General features: G+C 62.2%; 24 protein-coding genes. 13 read left to right on the top strand and 11 right to left on the bottom strand.

Features of this window, described 5'->3' with window-relative positions; genetic code table 11:
- Positions 1 to 67 precede the first annotated feature (67 nt).
- The 5 genes from urtB (at position 68) to NGJ21_RS16895 (ending at position 4,869) form a co-directional block, all read left to right on the top strand.
- The gene (gene urtB, locus NGJ21_RS16915; RefSeq protein WP_425301420.1) at positions 68 to 1,588 is read left to right on the top strand and encodes an urea ABC transporter permease subunit UrtB; all 1,521 of its coding nucleotides are present in this window, start codon (positions 68 to 70) and stop codon (positions 1,586 to 1,588) included.
- Entirely contained in the window at positions 1,588 to 2,667 is a 1,080-nt protein-coding gene (gene urtC, locus NGJ21_RS16910) for an urea ABC transporter permease subunit UrtC (protein WP_115273785.1), read from the top strand. Before urtB ends, urtC begins: the two co-directional genes overlap by 1 nt.
- Positions 2,664 to 3,521 (top strand): urea ABC transporter ATP-binding protein UrtD, encoded by an 858-nt coding sequence (urtD, locus tag NGJ21_RS16905; RefSeq protein WP_069974045.1) that lies wholly within the window; start codon positions 2,664 to 2,666, stop codon positions 3,519 to 3,521. Before urtC ends, urtD begins: the two co-directional genes overlap by 4 nt.
- A 102-nt stretch (positions 3,522 to 3,623) precedes the next feature.
- Positions 3,624 to 4,322 carry an urea ABC transporter ATP-binding subunit UrtE gene (gene urtE, locus NGJ21_RS16900; RefSeq protein WP_012316436.1) on the top strand — a complete coding sequence of 233 codons (699 nt, stop codon included), beginning with the start codon at positions 3,624 to 3,626 and terminating at the stop codon, positions 4,320 to 4,322.
- Between the two features lie 31 nt (positions 4,323 to 4,353).
- Entirely contained in the window at positions 4,354 to 4,869 is a 516-nt protein-coding gene (locus tag NGJ21_RS16895) for a GNAT family N-acetyltransferase (RefSeq protein WP_237860362.1), read from the top strand.
- 64 nt (positions 4,870 to 4,933) lie between these two features.
- Here the strand turns inward: NGJ21_RS16895 and NGJ21_RS16890 are convergent, their stop codons facing one another.
- Both NGJ21_RS16890 and cbpA read right to left on the bottom strand, forming a co-directional pair.
- Positions 4,934 to 5,239 carry a chaperone modulator CbpM gene (locus NGJ21_RS16890; protein WP_012316438.1) on the bottom strand — a complete coding sequence of 102 codons (306 nt, stop codon included), beginning with the start codon at positions 5,237 to 5,239 and terminating at the stop codon, positions 4,934 to 4,936.
- Between the two features lie 2 nt (positions 5,240 to 5,241).
- Positions 5,242 to 6,195: a curved DNA-binding protein gene (gene cbpA / locus NGJ21_RS16885; RefSeq protein ID WP_012316439.1), complete on the bottom strand. Its 954-nt coding sequence runs from the start codon at positions 6,193 to 6,195 to the stop codon at positions 5,242 to 5,244.
- A 164-nt stretch (positions 6,196 to 6,359) separates the two neighbouring features.
- On the opposite strand from cbpA, the gene NGJ21_RS16880 reads away from it, so the two are divergent.
- Entirely contained in the window at positions 6,360 to 7,625 is a 1,266-nt protein-coding gene (locus NGJ21_RS16880) for an Hsp70 family protein (RefSeq protein WP_174142028.1), read from the top strand.
- A gap of 84 nt (positions 7,626 to 7,709) precedes the next feature.
- Here NGJ21_RS16880 and NGJ21_RS16875 read toward each other — a convergent pair whose 3' ends face one another.
- The 3 genes from NGJ21_RS16875 to NGJ21_RS16865 all read right to left on the bottom strand — a co-directional run bounded on the left by NGJ21_RS16875 (position 7,710) and on the right by NGJ21_RS16865 (position 9,926).
- The gene (locus NGJ21_RS16875; protein ID WP_012316441.1) at positions 7,710 to 8,717 is read right to left on the bottom strand and encodes an AI-2E family transporter; all 1,008 of its coding nucleotides are present in this window, start codon (positions 8,715 to 8,717) and stop codon (positions 7,710 to 7,712) included.
- 71 nt (positions 8,718 to 8,788) lie between these two features.
- Positions 8,789 to 9,073 (bottom strand): PsiF family protein, encoded by a 285-nt coding sequence (locus NGJ21_RS16870; RefSeq protein WP_012316442.1) that lies wholly within the window; start codon positions 9,071 to 9,073, stop codon positions 8,789 to 8,791.
- Positions 9,074 to 9,137: 64 nt separating this feature from the next.
- Entirely contained in the window at positions 9,138 to 9,926 is a 789-nt protein-coding gene (locus NGJ21_RS16865; RefSeq protein WP_251962420.1) for an AraC family transcriptional regulator, read from the bottom strand.
- A 145-nt stretch (positions 9,927 to 10,071) separates the two neighbouring features.
- Here NGJ21_RS16865 and NGJ21_RS16860 point away from each other — a divergent pair, with 145 nt between their 5' ends.
- A complete protein-coding gene (locus NGJ21_RS16860) occupies positions 10,072 to 10,965 on the top strand; it encodes a DMT family transporter (protein WP_251962419.1) in 894 nt (297 codons plus the stop codon).
- Here NGJ21_RS16860 and NGJ21_RS16855 read toward each other — a convergent pair.
- Positions 10,946 to 11,836 carry an esterase/lipase family protein gene (locus tag NGJ21_RS16855; RefSeq protein WP_251962418.1) on the bottom strand — a complete coding sequence of 297 codons (891 nt, stop codon included), beginning with the start codon at positions 11,834 to 11,836 and terminating at the stop codon, positions 10,946 to 10,948. The two genes, NGJ21_RS16860 and NGJ21_RS16855, sit on opposite strands and share 20 nt — an antisense overlap.
- Positions 11,837 to 11,961: 125 nt before the next feature.
- Between NGJ21_RS16855 and osmE the strand changes: the two genes are divergently transcribed.
- Together osmE and NGJ21_RS16845 are read left to right on the top strand one after the other, a co-directional pair.
- A complete protein-coding gene (gene osmE, locus NGJ21_RS16850; protein ID WP_039603804.1) occupies positions 11,962 to 12,303 on the top strand; it encodes an osmotically-inducible lipoprotein OsmE in 342 nt (113 codons plus the stop codon).
- A 48-nt stretch (positions 12,304 to 12,351) separates the two neighbouring features.
- Entirely contained in the window at positions 12,352 to 12,882 is a 531-nt protein-coding gene (locus NGJ21_RS16845) for a ferritin-like domain-containing protein (protein ID WP_012316447.1), read from the top strand.
- A gap of 32 nt (positions 12,883 to 12,914) precedes the next feature.
- Here NGJ21_RS16845 and NGJ21_RS16840 read toward each other — a convergent pair whose 3' ends face one another.
- Complete coding sequence (locus tag NGJ21_RS16840) at positions 12,915 to 14,981, bottom strand: AsmA family protein (RefSeq protein ID WP_174142030.1); 2,067 nt, start codon at positions 14,979 to 14,981, stop codon at positions 12,915 to 12,917.
- A 295-nt stretch (positions 14,982 to 15,276) separates the two neighbouring features.
- Between NGJ21_RS16840 and NGJ21_RS16835 the strand changes: the two genes are divergently transcribed.
- From NGJ21_RS16835 to NGJ21_RS16820, 4 genes are all read left to right on the top strand, one after another.
- On the top strand, positions 15,277 to 15,639 hold the full coding sequence (locus tag NGJ21_RS16835) for a hypothetical protein (RefSeq protein WP_251962417.1): 363 nt from the start codon (positions 15,277 to 15,279) through the stop codon (positions 15,637 to 15,639).
- 175 nt (positions 15,640 to 15,814) lie between these two features.
- Positions 15,815 to 17,512: an acyl-CoA dehydrogenase family protein gene (locus NGJ21_RS16830; protein WP_251962416.1), complete on the top strand. Its 1,698-nt coding sequence runs from the start codon at positions 15,815 to 15,817 to the stop codon at positions 17,510 to 17,512.
- Positions 17,513 to 17,579: 67 nt separating this feature from the next.
- Positions 17,580 to 18,212, top strand: a complete 633-nt coding sequence (locus NGJ21_RS16825; protein ID WP_046787815.1) for a TetR family transcriptional regulator — start codon at positions 17,580 to 17,582, stop codon at positions 18,210 to 18,212.
- 49 nt (positions 18,213 to 18,261) lie between these two features.
- Positions 18,262 to 19,359 carry an AGE family epimerase/isomerase gene (locus NGJ21_RS16820; protein WP_046787814.1) on the top strand — a complete coding sequence of 366 codons (1,098 nt, stop codon included), beginning with the start codon at positions 18,262 to 18,264 and terminating at the stop codon, positions 19,357 to 19,359.
- A 99-nt stretch (positions 19,360 to 19,458) separates the two neighbouring features.
- Here NGJ21_RS16820 and NGJ21_RS16815 read toward each other — a convergent pair whose 3' ends face one another.
- The 4 genes from NGJ21_RS16815 to livM form a co-directional block, all read right to left on the bottom strand.
- Positions 19,459 to 20,226 (bottom strand): SDR family oxidoreductase, encoded by a 768-nt coding sequence (locus NGJ21_RS16815; protein WP_046787874.1) that lies wholly within the window; start codon positions 20,224 to 20,226, stop codon positions 19,459 to 19,461.
- 606 nt (positions 20,227 to 20,832) lie between these two features.
- Positions 20,833 to 21,549: an ABC transporter ATP-binding protein gene (locus NGJ21_RS16810; protein WP_012316454.1), complete on the bottom strand. Its 717-nt coding sequence runs from the start codon at positions 21,547 to 21,549 to the stop codon at positions 20,833 to 20,835.
- Positions 21,546 to 22,421, bottom strand: a complete 876-nt coding sequence (locus NGJ21_RS16805; protein ID WP_012316455.1) for an ATP-binding cassette domain-containing protein — start codon at positions 22,419 to 22,421, stop codon at positions 21,546 to 21,548. Before NGJ21_RS16805 ends, NGJ21_RS16810 begins: the two co-directional genes overlap by 4 nt.
- Positions 22,418 to 23,719, bottom strand: coding sequence for a high-affinity branched-chain amino acid ABC transporter permease LivM (livM, locus tag NGJ21_RS16800; RefSeq protein ID WP_115273775.1), 1,302 nt, complete (start codon positions 23,717 to 23,719; stop codon positions 22,418 to 22,420). Before livM ends, NGJ21_RS16805 begins: the two co-directional genes overlap by 4 nt.

The following is a 23,719-nucleotide window of genomic DNA, read 5'->3' as shown; positions in this document are numbered from 1 at the left end:
CGTTGGCAAGCCAGCTTCCACAGGGCCCTGAGAACAGCACCACCCTGTGGGAGCCGGCTTGCCGGCGATGAATCCACCGCCGATTTCCAGGATTGCCCGCATGCTCAGACTCCTCCTCACCCTGCTGCTCCTGCTGCCCCTGGCAACCCAGGCCAGCGAGGGCGAATTCTTCCTCACCGCCAAGCCCGCCGAGCAGGCTCGCCTGCTCGAAGGCTGGGCGGCGCAACCCGAAGCCGCGCGCCTGCCGCTGCTGGAAAACCTGCGCCAGGGCCGCATCGCAGCCGATGACACCCGCAAGGTGCGCCTTAACAACCGCCTGCGCGGCCTGATCGATAACGCCCTGGCCAGCCACCAGTTGCTCAGCGACAACAGCGACACTCGCCTGACCGCCGCCCAGCAACTGCAAAAAAGTGCACAACCGGCGCAAATGGCATTCCTCGACCGGCGCTTTGCCAGCGAACCCGACACTACCGTGCACGCAGCGCTTGGCCTGGCACTGGCCAACCTGCAACTGGGCGCCAGCGAGCCAGCCGTGCGCCTGGCGGCGGTACGCCTGCTCGGCGAAACCGGCGACCCGCTGGCCCGCACCCGCCTGGAGGCCTTGCTGCAACCCGACGTGGAAACCGACGCAGGCGTGCGCACTGCCGCTGAAACAAGCCTGGCGCAGGTCAAACGCAAACTGCTGTTCGGTGAGCTGCTCGGCCAGGCTTTCAGCGGCCTGTCGCTGGGTTCGATCCTGCTGCTGGCGGCCCTTGGCCTGGCGATCACCTTCGGGCTGCTGGGCGTGATCAACATGGCCCACGGTGAGATGCTCATGCTCGGTGCTTACAGCACCTACATGGTCCAGGTGCTGCTGCAGCGCTACGCGCCAGGCGCAATCGAGTTCTACCCGCTGATTGCCCTGCCAGTGGCCTTCGCCGTCAGCGCCGGGGTGGGCATGGCCCTGGAGCGCACGGTGATCCGCCACCTCTACGGCCGCCCGCTGGAAACCCTGCTGGCGACCTGGGGCATCAGCCTAATGCTGATCCAGGCCATCCGCCTGCTGTTCGGCGCGCAGAACGTCGAGGTCAGCAACCCGGCGTGGCTGTCTGGTGGCATCCAGCTGCTGCCCAACCTGGTGCTGCCCTATAACCGCCTGGTGATCATTGCCTTCGCCCTGGCGGTGGTACTGCTGACCTGGCTGCTGCTCAACCGCACGCGGCTGGGCCTGAACGTACGTGCGGTCACCCAGAATCGCAACATGGCTGCCTGCTGTGGTGTGTCCACCGGGCGGGTGGACATGCTCGCCTTCGGCCTGGGCTCGGGCATCGCCGGGCTTGGTGGTGTAGCGCTGAGCCAGGTCGGCAACGTCGGCCCGGACCTTGGCCAGAGCTACATCATCGACTCGTTCCTGGTAGTGGTGCTCGGCGGTGTCGGGCAACTGGCCGGTAGCCTCTGGGCCGCCTTCGGCCTAGGGATAGCCAACAAGCTGCTGGAGCCGCAAATCGGCGCGGTGCTTGGCAAGATCCTCATCCTTGCGTTGATCATTCTGTTCATCCAGAAACGCCCGCAAGGCCTGTTCGCCCTCAAGGGACGGGTAATCGACTGATGAACCAGCCACTGCTTGTCACCGCTTCGCAAAAAGCCGGGCCGCGCCTGTCGCTGGCCATCGGTACCGTCGTCGTCCTGCTGTTGCTGGCCATGGCGCTGCTGTCGTTGCTGCCGCCCGACCATGCCTTGCAGGTCTCGGCCTACACACTCACCCTGGTCGGCAAGATCCTCTGCTACGCCATCGTCGCCCTGGCCCTGGACCTGGTCTGGGGCTACGCAGGGCTGCTGTCGCTCGGCCACGGGCTGTTCTTCGCCCTCGGTGGCTACGCCATGGGCATGTACCTGATGCGCCAGGCCGCCGGTGACGGCCTGCCGGGGTTCATGACATTCCTGTCGTGGAGCGAACTGCCGTGGTACTGGGCCGGTACCCAGCACTTTGCCTGGGCGCTGTGCCTGGTGGTGCTGGCACCGGGCCTGCTGGCACTGGTGTTTGGCTTCTTCGCCTTCCGCTCGCGGATCAAGGGCGTGTATTTCTCGATCATGACCCAGGCCCTGACCTTCGCCGGCATGCTGCTGTTCTTCCGCAACGAGACAGGGTTTGGCGGCAACAACGGTTTCACCAGTTTCCGCACGATTCTGGGCTTCGACATTGCCTCCCAAGGCACCCGCGCCGTGCTGTTCCTGCTGACCGTAGGTTTGCTGCTGGCAAGCCTGTACCTGTGCTGGCGCCTGACCCAGAGCAAGTTCGGCCGCCTGCTCACCGCCGTACGCGATGCAGAAAACCGCATGATGTTCTGTGGCTATGACCCACGGGGCTTCAAGCTGCTGGTGTGGGTACTGAGCGCCGTGCTGTGCGGCCTGGCGGGTGCGCTGTATGTGCCACAGGTGGGCATCATCAACCCCAGCGAGATGTCGCCGACCAACTCCATCGAGGCTGCTGTCTGGGTAGCCTTGGGCGGGCGCGGCACACTGATCGGCCCGCTGCTGGGCGCGGGCCTGGTCAACGGCATGAAAAGCTGGTTCACCGTGGCCTTCCCCGAGTTCTGGCTGTTCTTCCTCGGCGCATTGTTCATCCTCGTCACCCTGTACCTGCCCAAGGGCGTGGTCGGCCTGCTGAAGAAAAGGAGCCAGCCATGAAAGGCGTGCCCCCAGTGCATCCGGAATTCATGCTCGAACCGGTATTCGACAACCTTGGCAGCGGCCGTGACGCCATCGGCCTGGGCAGCCGCCGTGAAGCGGGGCTGGATACCCGTCACGGCACGGTGCTGAGCCTGGAAGGCATCAGCGTCAGCTTCGATGGTTTCAAGGCACTCAATGCCCTGAACCTGTACATCGGTGTGGGGGAGTTGCGCTGCATCATCGGCCCCAACGGTGCCGGCAAGACCACCATGATGGACGTGATTACCGGCAAGACGCGCCCCGACACCGGCAGTGCCTTCTTCGGCGATACCCTGGACCTGACCCGCATGAGCGAATACCAGATCGCCCAGGCCGGCATTGGCCGCAAGTTCCAGAAGCCCACGGTGTTCGAAGCACTGACCGTGTTCGAGAACCTTGAGCTGGCACTGAAAACCGATAAGTCAGTCTGGGCCTGCCTGACGGCACGCTTGAGCGGTGAGCAACAGCAACGCATCGAAGAAGTGCTGACCACCTTGCGCCTGCTACCCCTGGCCCAGCGCCAGGCAGGCCTGCTGTCACATGGGCAGAAACAGTTCCTCGAGATCGGCATGTTGCTGGTACAGGAGCCGCAACTGCTACTGCTCGACGAGCCGGTGGCCGGCATGACCGATGCCGAAACCGAGTTCACCGCTGAGCTGTTCAAAGGCTTGGCCGGCAAGCATTCGCTGATGGTGGTGGAGCACGACATGGGGTTTGTCGGCAGCATTGCCGACCATGTGACCGTGCTGCACCAGGGCAGCGTACTGGCAGAGGGATCGCTGGAGCAGGTGCAAGCGGATGAGCGGGTGGTCGAGGTTTATCTAGGGCGCTGACGCGCCTCAAGTGGCATGCATCAAGCCGCAAGCAGTAGCCGTGCGCTCCCTCTTGCCGCTTGAAGCTTGAAGCTTGTAGCTGACAAGAACGAGGAATTGAAAGTGCTTGAAGTCAGTGAATTGCACCAGTACTACGGCGGTAGCCACATCCTGCGCGGCCTGTCCTTCGAAGCCAAGGTCGGTGAAGTCACCTGCCTGCTCGGGCGCAACGGCGTGGGCAAGACCACCCTGCTGCGCTGCCTGATGGGCCTGGTGCCGCCACGCGAAGGCCGCGTCGAATGGGAAGGCCAGCCGATCACCACGCTCAAGCCACAGCAACGGGTACACGCAGGCATCGCCTATGTGCCCCAGGGGCGTGAGATATTCGCGCGGCTCAGCGTCGAGGAAAACCTGCTGATGGGCCTGTCGCGCTTCCCGGCGCGCGAGGCCCGTGAGGTGCCTGCGTTCATCTACGAACTGTTCCCGGTGCTGGAACAGATGAAGCAACGCCGCGGCGGTGACCTGTCCGGCGGCCAGCAGCAACAGCTGGCCATCGGCCGCGCCCTGGCCAGCCGGCCACGCCTGCTGATCCTCGACGAACCCACCGAAGGCATTCAGCCATCGGTCATCAAGGAGATCGGTGCGGTCATCCGCCGCCTGGCAGAGCGTGGCGACATGGCCATCCTGCTGGTGGAGCAGTTCTATGACTTTGCCGAGGAGCTGGCCGACCAGTATCTGGTCATGGCCCGTGGCGAAATCATCCAGCGCGGGCGCGGTGAAAACATGCAGGCCGAAGGTGTGCGTGGGCTGGTAACCATTTAATCTGCAGCGCTCGACCTTGTGAGACGCAGCAATGAGCCACGAAATTCGCGATGCCCTGCCCGCCGACGTGCCGGGCATCCTCGACATCTATAACGACGCAGTGCGCAACACCACGGCGATCTGGAACGATACGCCGGTGGACCTGGGCAACCGCCAGACCTGGTTCGAGGCACGGGCGCAACAGGGCTATCCGATTCTGGTGGCAGTGGATCACAGCGGTGTGCTGGGCTATGCGTCGTTTGGCGATTGGCGGCCGTTCGAGGGTTTTCGCAATACCGTGGAGCATTCGGTGTATATCCGTGGCGATCAGCGCGGCAAGGGCCTGGGGCCGCAATTGATGGCAGCACTGATCGCGCGCGCGCGGGGGTGTGGCAAGCATGTGATGGTCGCGGCCATCGAGAGTGGCAATGCCGCGTCGGTCCGCCTGCATGAGCGTCTGGGCTTCGTGGTGACAGGGCAGATGCCCCAGGTGGGGGTGAAGTTCGGGCGGTGGCTGGATTTGACTTTCATGCAGCTGGTGCTCGACCCGGGGGCAGAGCCAGCCTGAGTTTTTTGCTGATTGCAGCGGCCCCATCGCCAGCAAGCCGGCGATGGGGTCGCTGCAATCGACATCACATCTGGGTAAACCTGCCCAGCCGCTGTTTCAGCATGCTGTTCTCGCTGCGCAACTGCTGCACTTCCTGCAACAGCTCCAGCGCCAGCGCCACCCCTTCCCACTCCAGTTCCAGCTCCTGGTGCAGCTTTGCCGCACGCCTGGCCAGCAGCGGCGCCTGATCATCGAACAACCATTCCTCCGGCGTTCGCCCCGAAGGTTCAACGATGCCGTGCTCGACGATCTCGACCACGTAGTCGGCCGTGATATCGGCCTCCTGGCAAAGCGTGCGCATGTCCAGTTGAACGATCAGGGTGCTGCTCATGATCACTTACTCCATTGTGTCCTCGGATTGAACGCCGCCTTCTCGGAAAGCTGGGTCCACAATTGGCGGGTAGAGGCGTCGGATGCCGGCGGCATGACTACCTTGAGCTGGGCGTAGAGGTTGCCGCGCTCACCCTGCTTGTTCGCCAGGCCTTTGCCAGGCACACGCAGGCGCTGGCCACTCTGGCTGTCGGGGCGGATGGTCAGGTTGATCTTGCCGTCCAGGGTCGGCACCGCCACCTTGGTGCCCAATGCCGCCTCCCACGGTGCCAGTGGCACAGTGATGATCAGGTCCTGGCCCTCGACATCGAACAGCGGGTGCGGTGCCATGCGGATGGTCAGGAACAGGTCGCCGTTGGCGCCGCCAGCGCTGCCCGGCGCTCCTTGGCCCTTGAGGCGGATGCGCTCACCGTCGCTCACGCCGGCCGGGATCTTCACGTTCAGGGTCTTGGTCGTGAACCCGGTACGCTGGCCGGCGGCGTTGGTCTGCGGCACCTGGAAGCTGATCTGCTTGGACTCCTTGCTCAGGGTTTCCTCAAGGAAGATCGCCAGTTCCAGTTCCACATCCTGCCCTCGCCTGCCGGCACTGCGTTGTTGCCGAGCGCCGCCAAAGGGGTTGCCGCCCCGTGCGCCGAAGATCGAGCTGAAGAAGTCGGAGAAATCACCGCCCTCGAAACCACCGCCCGCACCGCCACGGTTCTCCCAGCCCGGTGGGGCCTGGAATGGCCGACCATGCTGGCCGCCGTACTTGCGGATCTCGTCGAACTCGGCGCGTTTCTGGGCGTCGCCAAGTACCTCGTAGGCCTCATTGGCCTCCTTGAATTTCTCCTCGGCGTCGCGCTCCTTGCTGACGTCAGGGTGATACTTGCGCGCCAGCTTGCGGTACGCGGCCTTGATCGCCTTCTCGTCCGCCGTGGGCTCTACGCCGAGTATCTTGTAGTAGTCTTTGAAGTCCATCTATGGATCACCAATGTGAATTTTCGTGTTGCATCTGAAGATAAGGGTCAAGCATAGCCTTTCAAGGTTCGCTTGGCTTTGCTTCAAGGCAGACGGCCGGTCTTGATTCTCTGGCCAAGTGGCATAAACTGCGCGGCCGTTTTGCCTCCGGAAGCCCTTTTCCCATGTCTGACGTATCCCCGGCCCGTGCCCTTGGCATCGACTTCGGCACCTCCAACTCCACGGTCGGCTGGCACCGCCCCGGGGTCGAGTCGCTGATAGCCCTGGAAGACGGCAAGATCACCCTGCCCTCGGTGGTTTTCTTCAATATCGAAGAGCGCCGCCCGGTGTATGGCCGGCTGGCACTGCACGAATACCTGGAAGGCTACGAAGGCCGCCTGATGCGCTCGCTCAAGAGCCTGCTGGGCTCCAAGCTGATCAAGCACGACACCAGCGTGCTGGGCAGCGCCTTGCCATTCAAGGACCTGCTGGGCATGTTCATCGGCGAACTGAAAAAGCGTGCCGAAACCGCCGCCGACCGCAGCTTCGATCAGGTGGTACTGGGCCGCCCGGTGTTTTTCGTCGACGAGGACCCGGCTGCCGACCAGGAGGCCGAAGATACCCTGGCCGACGTGGCCCGCAAGATCGGCTTCAAGGACGTGTCGTTCCAGTACGAACCGATTGCCGCCGCGTTCGACTACGAGTCAGGTATCAGCCGTGAAGAGCTGGTACTGATCGTGGATATCGGCGGGGGTACCTCGGACTTTACCCTGATACGCCTGTCACCCGAGCGTCACCAAGTGGCCGAGCGCCAGAGCGACATCCTCGCCACTGGCGGCGTGCACATCGGCGGTACCGACTTCGACAAGCAGTTGAGCCTGCAGGGCGTGATGCCGCTGTTCGGTTACGGCAGCCGGATGAAGAGCGGTGCGCTGATGCCTACCAGCTACCACCTCAACCTGGCCACCTGGCACACCATCAACGCCCTGTACTCGCAGAAGTCGCAACTGGCGTTGGGCAGCATGCGCTATGACATCGAGGACACCCTGGGCATCGACCGTCTGTTCAAGCTGATCGAGCAACGGGCCGGGCACTGGCTGGCGATGGAGGTCGAGGCCAGCAAGATTGAGCTGACCGACCACGAAAGCCGCCGTATCGACCTCGGCCGCGTGGAGCGCGAATTGGGCGTGGACCTGACCCGTGCGGTGTTCGAAGGCGCGATCGAAGGGCTGCTGGAGCGGGTGCGTGGCAGCGTCACCGAGCTGCTGGCCAAGGCCGGTGTAAGCGAAGGTCAGGTGGACACGGTGTTCTTCACCGGTGGTTCCAGCGGCATTCCGGCGCTGCGCAACAGTGTGGCGGCGATGCTGCCGAATGCGCGGCATGTGGAGGGCAATATCTTCGGCAGCATCGGCAGCGGGCTGGCAATCGAGGCGCGCAAGCGTTACGGGTGAGCTGCGAGCTACAAGCTGCGAGCTACAAGCCGATTGGCGATGGAAGGCCCACCGCGTTCGGCTTTATCTTGCAGCTTGCAGCTCTCAAACCAGCTCAGCCCGCTTCAGCTCGCTCTTCATGTACGCATAGTACACCGGCCCCGCTACCACTCCCGGCAACCCGAACGCCGCCTCGAACACCAGCATCGCCAGCAAAAGCTCCCAGGCCTTGGCACTGATCTGCCCCCCCACGATCCGCGCGTTGAGGAAGTACTCGACCTTGTGGATAACGATCAGATACCCCAGCGCGGCCGCAGCCACCCAGATCGACAGCGACATGCCAACAATCGTGATCAGCGTGTTGGACATCAGGTTGCCGATCACCGGCAACAGCCCGAGCAGGAAGGTCAGCACGATCAGCGTCTTGGTCAGCGGCAGGTGCACACCGAACAGTGGCAGCACCACGGCAAGGAAAATACCGGTGAACACGGTGTTGAGCAGCGAGATCTTGATCTGCGCGAAGACGATGTTGCGAAACGCCTGCACCAGCAGGCTCAGGCGCTCGAACAAGGCGGCAGCCAGCGGTTTGCGCCGCGAGATGTCGGGGATGCGCTGCAGGGCAATGATAGCGCCGAGTATCATGCCGATCAGCAGCGTCACGAACATGTGCGCCATGCCCTTGCCTACAAGCTGCAGGTCGCTGAGGTGGCTCTTGATCCACTCACCGATGGCCACTTTGAACTCCGCGGCACTGGCCGGCAGGTAGCCCTCGATGAACGGCGGCAACTGGCCACGGGCACGCTCGAACAGGGCCATGAACTTGTCCAGCGATGCGCCGGGGTTCTCTGCCTCGTGCAGCAGGAAGCTGAACGCGCCGGCGATCAGCAAGGTCAGGGTACTGACCACCAAGGTACCCAGCAGCGCCACCGCCAGCCAGCGTGCGCGTTGCCCGGCAATGATCGGCTGCAGGCGTGGCGTGAGCATGTTGACCAGCTCGAACACCAGCAGCCCGGCCAGCAGGCTGGGTAACAATTTCAGGGGGAGCGCCAGCAGCAGGCCGGCAAATACGATGATCCAGCTGGCCAGGGTGACCTGGCGGGGGGTGAAAGTCATACAGCCTCAACGGCAGACAACGGAAAAGAACCGCAGTCTGCCAGCCTTCGTCCTACAGGCATAGGCGCAGGTCATTTCTTCTTCAGGCAGTCACTCATGTAGGCCTTGCGCTCGTCGCCCTTGAGGGCCTGGGCGCTGGCGTCAGCGTTGCAGATCTTCATCTTTTCCTGCTGGGTCGGCGGTACGCTTTTCTTCAGGCAGTTGCTCATGAAGGCTTTGCGCTCATCGCCCTTGAGCGCCTTGGCAGAAGCGTCGGCATTGCACGAGGTCATCTTTTCCTGTTGCGCGGTGGCAGCGAATCCCTGCGCACTGAACATAACGGCCAACGCCAGCAATGGCATGTGCAGCATCTTCATGGAGTGGTCTCCTTGTCTCCCGCGCCCGATGCACGGTGTCGCAGGTGAGTGTAGACAACAAATTTTACACACCCGTCCGCGCTTGCCGCCGGTACTGCTCCGGCGTGCAATGGGCCTGACGCTGGAACATGGCGATGAATGCCGAGGCGCTGCTGTAGCCCAGGTCGAAGGCGATGGCCTGTATCGGCAAGCCGGCCTCCAGCGCCTCGATGGCCCGCAAGAACCTCAGGCGCAGGCGCCACTCACCAAAGCTGATGCCCAGTTCGCGCAGAAATTGCCGCGCCAGGGTGCGCTCGCTGACATGCACCTGCGCCGCCCAGTCCGCCAGCGGGCGGTTGTCACCAGGTTCGGCGCCGAGGGCATCGAGCACCTGGCGCAGGCCCTCGCTCCGAGCGAAGGGCAGGTAGCAGGTCTGGGTGGGTGCCAGCAGCAACTGATCGAGCAGCACCTGCACCAGACGCTGGTCGCGTTCGTCCTTGGCCACCTTGACGTCCCGGCGGGCGAAGTCGCCGAGGATGGCCTTGAGGATATCGCTTATCACCAGGCTGCACGCCTGCTGCGGCAGCCCGGCGCACAGGCTGCGGTCGAGATAGACCGAGCGGTAAACGATGGCCTGAGGGTTGTAGCAACCATGCTGGGTATCCGGCGGCACCCAGACGGCGTAATGCGGGGGTGACAGAAAACGCTGGCCATCGACATCCAGGTGCATGACGCCATGGGCGGTGTAGTTGAGCTGGCCCCAGGTGTGGCGATGGGGCGGGCTGTGAGTGTCGGCGCCAAATTCGTCGTGGCGCAGGTACACAGGCGCAGGAAGTTGGTCGAATTGGGGGATGTCGAGGTATTTGCGGTGCATGCTGTCTGCTTCAAGGGGCAGGTTGTCTGGATAGGAGTATAGGCTTGCTGACAGACACCCGATAATACCGGGCCACACTACAACCTCTGTGTGCTAGCGCAAACGCGCCCACAGAGGCTAGTAAGCATCCGAGAGCCGTTGCGTCATGAATTATCTGTACCCCCTTACCGCTATCCTCATCTGGGCCGGCAACACCGTGGTCACCAAGCTGTCAGCAGGTGCCATCCACCCTGCCGAGATCGGCTTCTACCGCTGGCTGCTCGCGGGGCTGCTGTTCACCCCATTCCTGCTGCCGGCCGTATGGCGCAACCGCGCAGCCATCCGTGCGCACCTGGCCAGAATCTTCGTCCTTGGCGTGCTCGGCATGGCCCTGTACCAAAGCCTCGCCTACTTCGCGGCCAGCATCACCAGCGCTACCAACATGGGCATCATTCTCTCGCTGATGCCCTTGATGTCGCTGGCCCTGTCCATCGCATGGCTCGGCCAGCGGCTGAGCTACGGTGCGCTGACGGGCGCGGCGGTGTCCTTCATCGGTGTGCTGGAAGTCGTCTCCGCCGGCCATCCCGGCATCTTGCTGGAGCAAGGCCTGAACCGCGGTGACCTGCTGATGCTGGTGGCCACCCTGGCCTACGCGGTGTACAGCTTCCTGCTGAAGAAATGGCAGCTGCGCCTGCCGCCCTTGCAGCTGCTGTACCTGCAGGTGCTGGTGGCAATCATCGTCTTGCTGCCACTGTTCCTGCTTTCGGACAAAACCGGCCTGAACGTGCATAACGCGGGCCTGGTGCTGTACGCCTGTGTGCTGGCCTCGATGGTCGCGCCGCTGGTGTGGATGCAGGCCGTGCAACGCCTGGGGCCAAGCCGCACCACGCTGTTCTTCAACCTGCTGCCACTGGTGACCGCGCTGATCGCAGCCGCAGTGCTCGACGAGCAACTGGCGAGCTACCACCTGATCGGCGGCTTGCTGACCCTGGCCGGGGTGGTCCTCGCCGAACGCTGGACCACCCCCGTGCGCCGCAGCGCTACAGCCCCGCAGCCTTGAGGCGGGCGGCGTGCTCGGTGAACAGCCGCACCGGCTCGGCGCCCTTGCCCACGGCGCCGAGCGACTGGTTGACGATGTCCAGGTGATCGAGCGGGTAGTCATCACCGATCACCTGCCCCAAGTGTGAACTGAAGCGCCCGACCATACCGTCACACTGGCCCTTTTCCTTGACGAAACTGCGGGCGAACAGGCGGCAGAAGCGGTTGCTGCCGTCAAAGCGGTTACGCCCCTGGTCGGTGATACCCGGCTGCAAGGTGCCTGACCACGAATAGTAACGCACGCCGTTGACCTCTCCCGCGCCCTCACCGCCCCAGGTGTCGGGCAGGCCCTGTGGATAAGCCTGGTTGAACAGCGCTACGCCGGCGCTGGTCAGCGATTGGTGCGAGGCATGCACGTCGATAGGCAATGAGTCGCGGCGCCAGCCGGTTTCCAACCACCCCAGCAGCACCGCCAGGCCATGCAAAACAGCCCTGAGGATGCGCCCTTGGGGTGAATCGCCCGGCGCTGTGCGAGCCAAGTGGTCGGCCAGTTCCGAGCCGTGGTTAGGCCCGGCCACCGAAGTCACTGATGCCACCCGGTCAGGCCGCTTGGCTGCGGCATAACGCGCGCTCAGGGCGCCTTGGCTATGGCCGATCAGGTTGACCTTGTCAGCGCCGGTACGCTGGCAGATGTCTTCGATGATTGCCAGCAACTGCTCACCGCGCACTTCGCTGGAGTGCAAGGGCGATACCTGCACGGGGAACACCTGCGCCCCGCCCTTGCGCAAGGCCGGCACGATGCCGAACCAATAGGGATAGAGCAATGCCCTGACAAAGCCGAGCATGCCCGGTACCAGCACCAACGGGTAGCGCGTAGCCAATTCCTGCTGCATGGGCCCAACCCCTTTGCGTGGACGACCGGCCAACACTACAGCGGCCTGAATGACCATCGCAATCGAACTCCTGACGCGCCGCGCGGTTCCAAACCAGAACAGACCCTTGAGCAAGGAGCGGGACCATGTACAAACAGACCCTGGCAATCCTTCTGGCAAGCGCGACCCTGGCCGCCTGTGGCAGCCGCCCGGAAAACCCGGTGGACTACGTCACCTACCGCGACGAGCCGCTGGTCAAGCAAGTCGAAAACGGCATGACCATGCAGAAAGTCATCGCCATCGGCGGCAGCCCATCGAATGCGACCGACCTGCCGCACGGAGGCACTTGCAACGACTACATCCTCAACCGCGATGGCCATCAACAGCCTTACTACGTGCGCTTCGATGCCACCGGCCATGTCGATGCCAAGGGTTTCAAGACTTGCAAACAACGAGAAGAGGACAGCGAAGCCGTACACGGCGCCTGAGCCTGCGCAACATCCTGACCACCCGTCCTGATTTGTCTGGAGATAACCATGAGCAACGTTGAACTGACCGATGTGCAAACCCTGCGCAAGCGTGCCCGTGAGCACGTCGAGCAAGGTGCGGTGACCGAGGGTTACCACGCCGACCGCCAGGAAATCCTGCGCCTGCTCAATGAGTCGCTGGCCACCGAGCTTGTCTGCGTACTGCGCTACAAGCGTCATTACTTCATGGCCAGCGGGATCAAGGCGAGCGTGGCTGCCGAGGAGTTTCTCGAGCATGCCAACCAGGAAGCCGAGCACGCCGACAAACTGGCCGAGCGCATCGTGCAGCTGGGCGGCGAGCCGGACTTCAATCCGGACAACCTGACCAAGAATTCCCATGCCCAATACGTAGCAGGCAATTCGTTGAAGGAGATGGTGCTGGAGGACTTGGTGGCCGAACGCATCGCGATCGACAGCTACCGCGAGATCATTCAGTACATTGGCGACAAAGACCCGACTACGCGTCGCATCTTCGAGGACATCCTGGCTCAGGAAGAAGAACACGCAGACGACATGTCCGATCTGCTGCAAGGCTTGTAATCGCCAGGGGCCGCTTTGCGGCCCCGGTTCACTTATTGCTTGCCCTTCACCTCAGCCGGCGCCTTGCCGGCTTTCATCTGCTGCAGCAACGGCGTGCACTGGTTGGGCTCATCGCCACTGCTTGGCGCCACCAGCGCCAGCAGCCCCGCCGCAGGCCCTGCAACTACCCCCAGTGCCACCATGCCCACGCCGCGCAATGCCAGCGGCACCGCCTGCACGCCCGCACCGGGCTTGGCGAACGGCCCGCGGACATACAGCGGCGAACGCAGCGAGAACAGCCGCAAGCCTTTCGATTCAGGAGTGATCTCAAGGTCCAGCTGCTCGCTGGCGAAGTTGGCCGTGCCGTTGACGTAGATGATCGCGTTCTCGGTATCGAATATGAACAGGCGCGTGCTCGCCAGCCCGTCCTTGATACCAACATCAGCTGCTGCGCAGTTGATCTGCACATCCTCATCGCCAAACAGCTTGCCGATCACGTAGTTGCCCACGTTCAACCCTGCAATCTCCATCAGGCTGCGGCTGATCGCACCATCGTTGATCAGCATGCGCAGGTCACCATTGGCCGTGCCCAGCAGGGCTGCCACCGAGTTGCCGCGGCCGCTGATATCGGCATCGCCGTTGAGCTCACCGAAGCTGGTCTGCATCGGCGCAAAGGTGGGGAACAGCTGCTTGAGCTTGAAGCCACGTGCGGTCAGCCGAGCGCGCCCCTGCAGCGGTACGCTGCGGCCATCCAGGCGTATCCTGGAGGCCAGGTTGCCACCGGCCACCCCAAAGCGCAGCGGCTCCAGGCGCAGCAGGCCGTCCTCGAGGATTACATGGGCAGAGAGGTCTTTGAACGGCAATTGCTCACTGTGGACGATTCGTTTGCCGGCAAACTCGACGTCGGCGTCCATGGTGCGCCAGCGATCAGTGCGGAACTCCTCCACCGGCAGCACCTTGCCGGCAGGCTGCTTGCTGGCGCCCCCGCGGGCTTTCTGCTCGGCGTTGGAGTCGGCACCGATCAGCGGTGCCAAGTCTTTGAACAACAACTGGTTGGAGACCAGCTTGCCAGATAGCTTAGGCCGCGGCTGGCTGGCGACGAACGCCAGGTCGCCGTGGATGTCACTGTTGCCGATCTTGCCGTTGAATCCTTCGTAGTTGAACGTCGCACCTTCGGCCGCCTGCAGGTTGGCCTTCAGGTGACCATCGGTTTCGTAGGCTGGTGTGTCTGGCAGGGTCACCCCCGTCAGCGGATAAAGGTTACCCAAACTGGCGCCTGACAAGCGCAGGCGAAGATCCAGCGCCCCCAGGTTGCGAGGGTCGGTCAGGGTGCCTGCGAGCACTACGTGGGTATCGGCAACGCGCACGTCGGCCTGCAACGGAAATGGCTGGCTGGCGTCCTGCAGCGCCAGCAGGCCACCAATCTTGCCAGTACCGGAGACTGGCTGCCCCTTGTAACGGCCCTGGGCCTTGAGCCCGAAGGCATAGTCCTGAGCGCCGCCGGCCTTGTCGGCACTTGCCTTACCCACGATCTCGCTGAACGGTATGGGTTTGCCCAGCGGATCTATCTGTACCTTCATGCTGGTTTTCAGGGTCTGGTCGTCGAAGCTGACATTACCTTGGTCAAAACCGATGGCACCGATATCCAGCTGCCACTTGGAGGGCTGTGCATTCTCATCCTTGGGGCCGAAATCGAAGGTCCAGTTGGCGCGGCCATCGGCCAGGCGAGTAAGGCTGGCGGTGGGTTTGACCAGGTCGATGCGCGGGATGACGATCTGCTGGAATACCAGCGGCAGCGGCGCCAGTCGAAATTCCACACGCTCCAGGCCGACCATCTTCGGCTCCTTCAGCCACTCGGGATTGCCTAGGGTCAGGTCCTCGGCAATGAAGTGCGGCCACGGTACCCAGGCGCGCCACCCGCCTTCTTCCGGCTCAGTGCGCCAGTGCACCGACAGGTTACCGTTGATCGCGAACGGCCGGTGCAACGCTTCGGAGACTTTCTCGTTAAGCAATGGCTTGACCCGGTTCCAGTCGAAGGTGGCGATCACAACCACTAGTATCGCCAGCAAGGTCAGCAGGCTGGTAAGGGTCCAGACGAGGATTCTGGCGGGACGCGTCATTGCGTTATTCTCCTGACGGCTTGGGGCAAAACGGGCGCAACGATCGCACTCAATATCTCCGACTGATGAAAGCCCCCAGGGTTTTATCCATGAAGCCCATGACGGTGAAGTTTTCTTGCCTACCTGCTCAGCTTTTTATCACAGGATGCCTTGAAACACCTGCGTTAGAGCATTGACACCGCGCTATCAATACCATCGATTGTTACCATTACCCGTATGAACTTCTCTCTGGCGTTGCCGAGCGTAGCATTGGCTTCGTACCCACTTTCCAGCCCCCGAGAGGAGCACCGAAATCATGAAACGCCAATTGCTGACCCTGACGCTGTCCATTCTTGCTGCCAACGCCTTCGCCGTTCCAGCTGCCGATCAGCACCTGACCGCCGAATCGCGCTCCAGCGCTGTTGAAATGGCCCAAACGCTGAAAACCGTTGCCGAAGGTGGTGCCGAGCGTCTGATCGAACGCAGTGGCCGTGTTGCCGAAGGCGGTTCGGATCGCCTGATCGAGCGCACCGGCCGCGTTGCCGAGGGTGGTTCGGATCGTCTGATCGAGCGCACCGGCCGCGTTGCCGAGGGTGGTTCGGATCGCCTGATCGAGCGCACCGGCCGCGTTGCCGAAGGCGGTTCGGATCGCCTGATCGAAATCAGCCGTGTGAGCTGATCTCCATGGCCGAAAACAACAACCTGCATCAAAGTGCCTACCCACCTCCCAGCCCGGTCAATTGACCGGGCTTTGTTTTCAGGTAACACCGCCCCGCGCAACTGGTAATTCTGCTAGTTCCACATCGCCCATCGCCATTGCTAGGTTACTGAAGGTATGGCTACGGAGCGTTCAAATGAGAAACCCGGCAACCGATCTGATAGCACTCAGGCCTGACTGGCTGGACGAAAGACTGCTGGCGCTCATCGCCCGGCCGATCGAGAACAGCGAAGAGGCCAAACGAACCTTCATTGAACTGTTGGCGCAGCCAAGCCTGCAGGGCGATGCATTGCTTGCCGATCTGCCTAAGTTGCTTCGGTTTCATACAACCTGTGCCATGCATGACGGTGCTCTGGCATCGATGATCTCGATTCACTACAACTTGTGCATGGGCTCGATCAAATCGATGGGCAATGACAGTGACTATGTGCGCAGCCTGTACAAACAGTTGAACGAAGGCACGGCAATCGGTGTATACCTCGCCACGGAACTGGGGTATGGCAGCAATCTTTTCTCACTGGAAACAGAAGCACGCTATTGCCCCGAGCGACAGATATTCGTGCTTGATTCGCCCAGCCGCCAATCCTACAAGTTCATGCCAAACAGCACGCATAGCCCCTTGCCCAAGATTGCAGTGGTGATGGCGCGCCTGATGGTCAACGACAAGTTCATCGGTATCTTGCCGTTTCTTGTGCCACTGCATGCGGGCGACACGGCCTTCCCCGGTGTTCGTATTACTGCACTGGGCCACAAACCAGGGATGCACCTGGACAATGCCATGACCTCGTTCGAAAACGTTGAACTCCCTTACGAGGCGCTCTTGCAACGAGGCACCATCGAACTGGACCGCGATGGGCAACTGCGCACGCTGGCCACTACACGCAGCCAACGCTTCATGCGCTCCATCGAACGTGTCCAGTCCGGCAAGCTGTGCATGGCCAGTTGCGCCCTGGCGGTGGCGATGGCCGGCTTGCATATCAATTACATCTACGCACAGAAACGCCAGACCTTCAGCCCGGCCGGTCCGGTCAACTTGCTTGCCCATCCCACCTATCGCCACCCACTGGCCATTGATGTCGTGACCAACCTAGTTCATGCCGCGTGGCTTGAACAGATCGTCGCCAGGCACGGCAAGGATGCGCTCAAGCCTTTAGCGCCTGACGTACTCAACGAAGTGGCAATTCTCAAGGCAGTTTCAACCTGGGCCAGCCAGGACATTCTGGTGCGCTGCCGTGAACGTTGTGGCGCACAAGGCATGTTCGCGGCGAACAAGATCATCGGTTACCTGTTGAACAATAACGGCGCGATCACTGCCGAAGGCGAAAACCTGGTGATCATGCTCAAGGCCGCTGCCTACTTCATGAAACACGCGGCCCCAGCCAGCGCGCACGCAGTGAAGGGCAAAAAGCGCCAGCGTCTGCTCGAACACCTCGACACCTGTATCGACCTCATCCGCTCAGGCATTGCCGACAAGCGTGACCGGTTCTTGCAAAGCGAGGACATGCTGCTGCTGGCCAAGCTGCTGGGGGTACGCATGGCCAGTGTGCGCTACCTGGCCCATATCGATGAAAGCCCACTGGATGGCGTTATCCTCGATGTGTTTCTGCTCAGCCAGTTAGAGCAACACGCTGTGGCGCTGGTACGGACCCAGGCAGCATCCTCCAGGCAGATCAGGAGCTGGGCAAACCGCAAACAGGCACTGCTGGTGCAGCATGCACCCTTGATTCTGGAGCGGTTGAAACGCATGGACATGAGAATGTTGGAGGTGCCGATCAGCAGCGACAGCTACATCGAGCATTACGCGTCCCGCCACCACGACGGGCAGGCCGCGTGAAACCTTTTTTTGACTTTTGTCCATGAGCCAATAAAGTGCAGGTTTCCTTCGCGATCAATGGCCTGACATGCTGCCGCGCGCCGAACAGAAGCTACAGACTCGCCAGGCCCTGCTCGACGCGGCCTGCCAGCTCATGGAAAGTGGCCGTGGTTTCGGCAGCATCAGCCTGCGCGAAGTGGCCAAGGCCGCCGGCATCGTGCCCACCGGGTTCTATCGGCACTTCACCGACATGGACGCCCTGGGCCTGGCCCTGGTGGCCGAGGTCGATGACACCTTCCGCCAGACCATCCGCCTGGTGCGGCAGAACGAGTTCGAACTGGGCGGTATCACCGACGCCTCGGTACGCATCTTCCTCGACGTGGTAGCCGCCCACCGGGCCCAGTTCCTGTTCCTGGCCCGCGAGCAGTACGGCGGCTCGCAGGCGGTGCGCCAGGCTATCGGCCGCCTGCGCCAAGGTATCAGCAACGACCTGGCTACCGACCTTGCGCGAATGAAACGCTGGCAGCACCTGAACGGAGCAGCGCTGGCGGTGATTGCCGACCTGGTGGTGAAGACCGTGTTCGCCACCCTGCCGGAACTGATCGACAACCCTGAACAAGGTTATCCACAGGCGCTGAGTGCACGGGACAAGATCACCCAGCAGTTGCGCTTCATCTTCGTCGGTGCGCGGCATTGGCAGGGTTTGGGTAATCCGGGCTGAAGCGCACTTCTGCTACCATGGCGCACTGCCGATTGTGACGAGCGCATTCATGTCCGACCCCCGCCCCACTCCAGCCGAACTGGCCCGCTTCAACCAGCACTTCGCCGAACGCATCGTGCCAGTGTGGCTGGGCCCCGGCTGGAATCCCGAAATGGCCCTGCCCTACGAGGCCCTGGATGCTACGCACCGCCCGCTGCCAGTGCAGCGCTACCGGGCGATGGCCTGCGCGCGTCAGTTGTACCTGTTCAGCAGCCGTATCGAGCAACCGGGAGCGGCAGAGCGGGCCGCAGCCCTGTTTCGCTCGCTGCAGCGGCATTTCCACGACGCCGAACATGGTGGCTGGTTCTACAGCATCGATGCCCAAGGCAAACCGCTGGACCGGCGCAAAGACCTCTACACCCACGCATTCATCGTGTTTGCCTGCGCTCATTACTGGGGAAAAGTCCGCGAAAGCCTGGTGGAATCGGCGCTCAATGCTGCCCTCGAGATCGTCAGCGAGCAGTTTGCCCGCGATGACGGCCTTTACGAAGCGAGCCTCGGTGAAGACTGGTCCGACCTCGGCAGCGGCCCGCTGCAAAACCCACAGATGCACCTGGCCGAAGCCTTCCTGCAGGTTCTCGCCGTGCGTGCAGATCAAGGTGTGCAACAGGCACTGCTGCAACTGTGCCAAGCCCTGCAGACGCACTTCATCGAACCGCAACATGGCCTGATGCTGGAAAAACCCCGCGGTGCTGTGGATAACTGGTTCGAGCCGGGGCACCAGTTCGAGTGGTTCTACCTGCTGCATACCTCGGCACTGCTGCGCGGTACGCCGCTGCATGCGTCCATCGACCGCGCATTCGCTTACGCCGAGCAGTGCGGAGTGAAGGATGCTGCCGTGCTGGCGATGCTGGCTGTGGATGGCCAGGTGATCGATGCGACCCAGCGCATCTGGGCACAGGCGGAGTACCTGCGGGCGCTGGCCTTGCGGTCAGGGAGTGAAGTGAAGGTGGCTGAACAGTTGCAGGCAATGGAACAGCGCTTCCTGCACGATGGTGGCTGGTATGAGTGCCGCGATGGTGAAGGTGCGGTCAGCCGCCATGACATGCCTTCGACTACGCCCTATCACCTGGCGACTTGCCTGGAAGGCTTGCACCGGCTGAACTGACGCAATTGCCGGCAAACTGGCTTCCACAGAGCAAGCAGAGCCGCAACACCTGTGGCAGCCGGCTTGCCGCCGATTGGGCGGCGAAGCGCCCTTACTGCATCAGCCTTTCACCGAACGGTCGATCGATAACCCAGCCCAGTCCTGGCTCACCGGCATCACCTCCAGGCTGTTGATGTTGATGTGAGCCGGCTGATTGAGGATCCAGAAGATAGTCTCGGCGATATCCTGCGGCTGAATAGGCTCGGCACCGGCGTAGGTGGCATCATACTTGGCCTGGTCCCCACCGAACCGCACCAGCGAAAACTCGCTTTCGCACAGCCCTGGCTCAAGGTTGCTGACACGCACGCCCGTGCCACGCAGGTCACAACGCAGGCTGAGCGAGAACTGGCCGACGAACGCCTTGGTACCGCCATAGACGTTGCTGCCAGGGTACGGATAGTTGCCCGCCACCGACCCCACGTTGAGGATCGACGCCCCCCGGCCGTGGGCGATCAGGCGTGGCAGCAGCAAGCGGGTGGTGTACATCAGGCCCTTGATGTTGGTATCGACCATGGTTTCCCAGTCGTCCAGGCTGCAGTTCTGCGCCGCATCGACGCCCAGCGCAAGGCCTGCGTTATTGACCAGCCCGCGCAGCTTGTCAAAGCCCGCTGGCAGGTTGGCTATGGCGTGTTCCATGGCCTTGCGGTCACGTACATCGAGCACCAGGCCGTGCACTTCGGTCTTGGCCGACAGTTCGGCGCACAGGGCATCCAGGCGATCCTTGCGCCGGCCGGTGAGGATCAGCTTCCAGCCGGCGTCGGCGAAGCGGCGAGCCGTGGCCTCGCCAAAACCGGAAGTCGCGCCAGTGATGAATACGGTGGACGTCATGCTCTGTTCCTCGCTGTGGATTATTTTCGGCAAGCTTTGCAGCATGCCCGCGACGGGCGTAGTCAGCAAGCCATCGCGGCACTTGGTCATTTTTTGTACATTACCCGCAAAGCCGCATGGCAGAGGGTCCAGCGCGAGCTATGCGCATGTTATCCACAAGGCTTTCCCCACGGATTGGGGGCAACTTGACCATCAGGCGGAACCCTTTCAGCCACCTACGGTCAGGATCACGCGTTGCGGAAATGGCGCACCCTTTCAAACATGCCGCTTACAGCAGTCTGTCCAAGGGTTTCGCACAGAGTTATCCACAGGCTGGTAGCCTATCGTTAGCGCTCTAAGGCGTCTGCGAAAACCCGCGCTGAATGACTCATAACAGCAACTGATCAAAATATGAACAGAACCTTGAAGGCCTTGATCTCATTGGGTTGCAGCTAGATGCCACCATGTTTTCCACAGGCGGCTCCACATTATCCGTGGACAACAATGAGCCTGTGGAAACAATGGCTTGCGTAGGGGTTGTGGCAAAGCTCAAGAAAGATATGCGACAAGTTGTCCACATTCGCCAGGTGATGCCGATCGGGGCCGCACAGCAGCCCCGGATTCAGCTTAGTGCCCGCCAAGATAGGCGCTGCGAACCTCTTCGTTGACCAACAACTCCTGCCCGGTGCCGGTCATGCGAATCTCGCCGTTCACCATGACATAGGCCCGGTCGGACAACTTCAAGGCATGGTTGGCGTTTTGCTCCACCAGAAAGATGGTCATCCCGGTCTTGGCCAGTTCGCGCAGGGTCGAAAAGATCTGCTTGACCACGATCGGCGCCAGCCCCAGCGACGGCTCGTCGAGCAACAGCAATTTGGGCCGACTCATCAGCGCACGGGCAATGGCCAGCATCTGCTGCTCGCCACCGGACATGGTCATCGCACGCTGGTTGCGCCGCTCCTTCAACCGAGGGAACAGCTCGAACATGCGTTGCATGTCCTCACTGGCATATTTGTCACCGATAGGGATGGTACCCATCATCAGGTTTTCCTCGACGCTCATGTCGGGGAACACCCGGCGCCCTTCCGGCGACTGGGCGATGCCATTGGATGCGATGTAGTGCGACGACTTGCGGGTAATGTCGGTGCCACGGTAGACAATCTGCCCCGAGGCTGCGCGCGGCTGGCCGAAGATGGACATCAGCAGGGTCGACTTGCCGGCACCGTTGGCGCCGATCAGGCTCACGGTCTCACCTTCATCGATGTGCATCGAGACCTTTTTCAACGCCTGAATCGGCCCGTAGAACACGTCCAGGTCCTTCAGTTCCAGAATGGGTGCACTCATACCAGCTCCTCTTCGTCGGCACCCAGGTAGGCGGCGATCACCGTCGGGTTGTGGCGGATATCCTGCGGCGCGCCTTCGGCGATCACGTTGCCGTGGTCGAGCACGACGATATGGTCGGAAATGCTCATGACCATGCCCATGTCGTGTTCGATCAGCACCACGGTGATGTCGTGCTCGTCACGCAGCACGCGGATCATACGGCTAAGTGCTTCGGTCTCCTGCGGGTTGAGGCCGGCCGCCGGTTCGTCCAGGCAGATGATCTTCGGCCGCGTGCACATGGCCCGGGCGATTTCCAGGCGGCGTTGCTGGCCATACGACAGCTCCCCGGCCAGGCGGTTGGCACAGTCGACCAGATCGACTACCTCCAGCCAGTAGAATGCGTGGTCCAGGGCATCACTCTCGGCCTTGCGGTAGGCCTTGGTGTTGAGCACGCCGGCCAGCAGGTTGCGGTTGACCCACATGTGCTGGGCGACCAGCAGGTTTTCCACCACCGACATTTCCTTGAACAGGCGAATGTTCTGGAAGGTGCGCGCCAGCCCCGCGCGGTTGACCAGGTGGGTGCCACCGAACATCTTGTAGTACAGGCGCGAACCAAAACGTGCCGGCGAAACGAAGTCCGCCGCCTGGAAGCGCTCACCAAGCAACTGGATGACGTTGGTATGGCTGCCGCGCACGTTCAGCTCGATGCGCCCGCCGCTGGCCTTGTAAAAACCGGTCAGGCAGTTGAACACCGTGGTCTTGCCGGCGCCGTTGGGGCCGATCAGGGCGAAGATCTGGTTACGCTTGACCTTGAGGCTGACGTCGCTGAGCGCCTTGATGCCACCGAACTGCATCATCAGGTTGTCGACCGAGAGAATGATTTCGTCGCTCATGGCGCCACTCCTTTACGCGGGACCACACCGGCGCGGCTGATGCGGATCAGCCCACGCGGTCGCCAGATCATCATCAGCACCATCAGCACACCGAACAGCAGCACCCGGTATTCGGAGAAGCTGCGCAGCAGCTCCGGCGCTACGGTCAGTACGAACGCAGCGATCACCACGCCCACGGTCGAGCCCATGCCGCCCAGTACGACAATGGCCAGAATCAGCGCCGACTCGAAGAAGGTGAACGAGGACGGGTTGACGAAGCCTTGGTAGGTGGCGAAGAACACCCCGGCGAGGCCCGCAGTGGAGGCCCCCAGGGTGAAGGCCGAAAGCTTGACCAGCACATGGTTCAGGCCCATCGAGCGGCAGGCGATTTCGTCCTCACGCAGCGCTTCCCAAGCGCGGCCAACCGGCATGCGGGTCAGCCGATGCTTGATGTACAGCACCGCCAGCACGACCAGGAACAGCACGGCATAGATGAACACGAACTTCAGATTGGCGTTGTAATCGAAGCCGAAGTACTCGTGGATCGGCACCCCGCCATCCTTGGCTCGACGGCCGAACTCCAGGCCAAAGAAAGTCGGCGCCGGGGCCGGCATGCCGTTCGGGCCACCGGTGAACGACAGCCAGTTGTTCAGCACCAGGCGGATGATCTCGCCAAAGCCCAGGGTCACGATCGCCAGGTAGTCACCGTGCATGCGCAACACCGGAAAGCCCAGTATGCACCCTGCCAACGCCGCGGCGATGGCCGCCAGTGGCAGCACACTCCAGAACCCCAGCCCCAGGTACTGATAGCCCAGCGCCAGGCCATAGGCGCCAATGGCGTAGAACGCCACGTAGCCCAGGTCGAGCAGGCCCGCCAGGCCTACCACGATGTTCAGGCCAAGGCCCAGCAGCACGTAGATCAGGCCCAGGATGACCACGGTCAGCAGGTACTTGTTGGCGAAGATGGGGAAGACGATGGCGATCACGATCAGCGCCGGAATGATGTAACGCAGACGCGACTTGTAGTTCGGTGCATTGACGTGCACCCCCGAGCCGCCGCTGTCGAAGCCTTGCAACATGCGTTTGCCTGCGGCGGTCTGCAGGTACAGGCTGAGCAGGAAGCGCCCGACCATCACGCCACCGACCAGCCAGGCCACGCGGCGGGGTTCGGCATTGAAGCTATAGCCGTCGAGCACCACGCCGACGACCGGACCAAAGACAATGAGCGCGAGCAGGCCGGCGACGATGGTCTCGAGCAAGCTGCGTTTGAGATCGAAACCTTGGGTTTCGGCAACGGAGGCAGTTTTGGCAGTGGACAT

Origin of the sequence: Pseudomonas sp. Marseille-Q5299 (assembly GCF_943737035.1) — a bacterium.
GTDB classification, from domain to species: domain Bacteria; phylum Pseudomonadota; class Gammaproteobacteria; order Pseudomonadales; family Pseudomonadaceae; genus Aquipseudomonas; species Aquipseudomonas putida_E.
The sequence above is the reverse complement of the archived record's forward strand: the minus strand, read 5'-3'. Positions and strand labels throughout refer to the sequence as shown.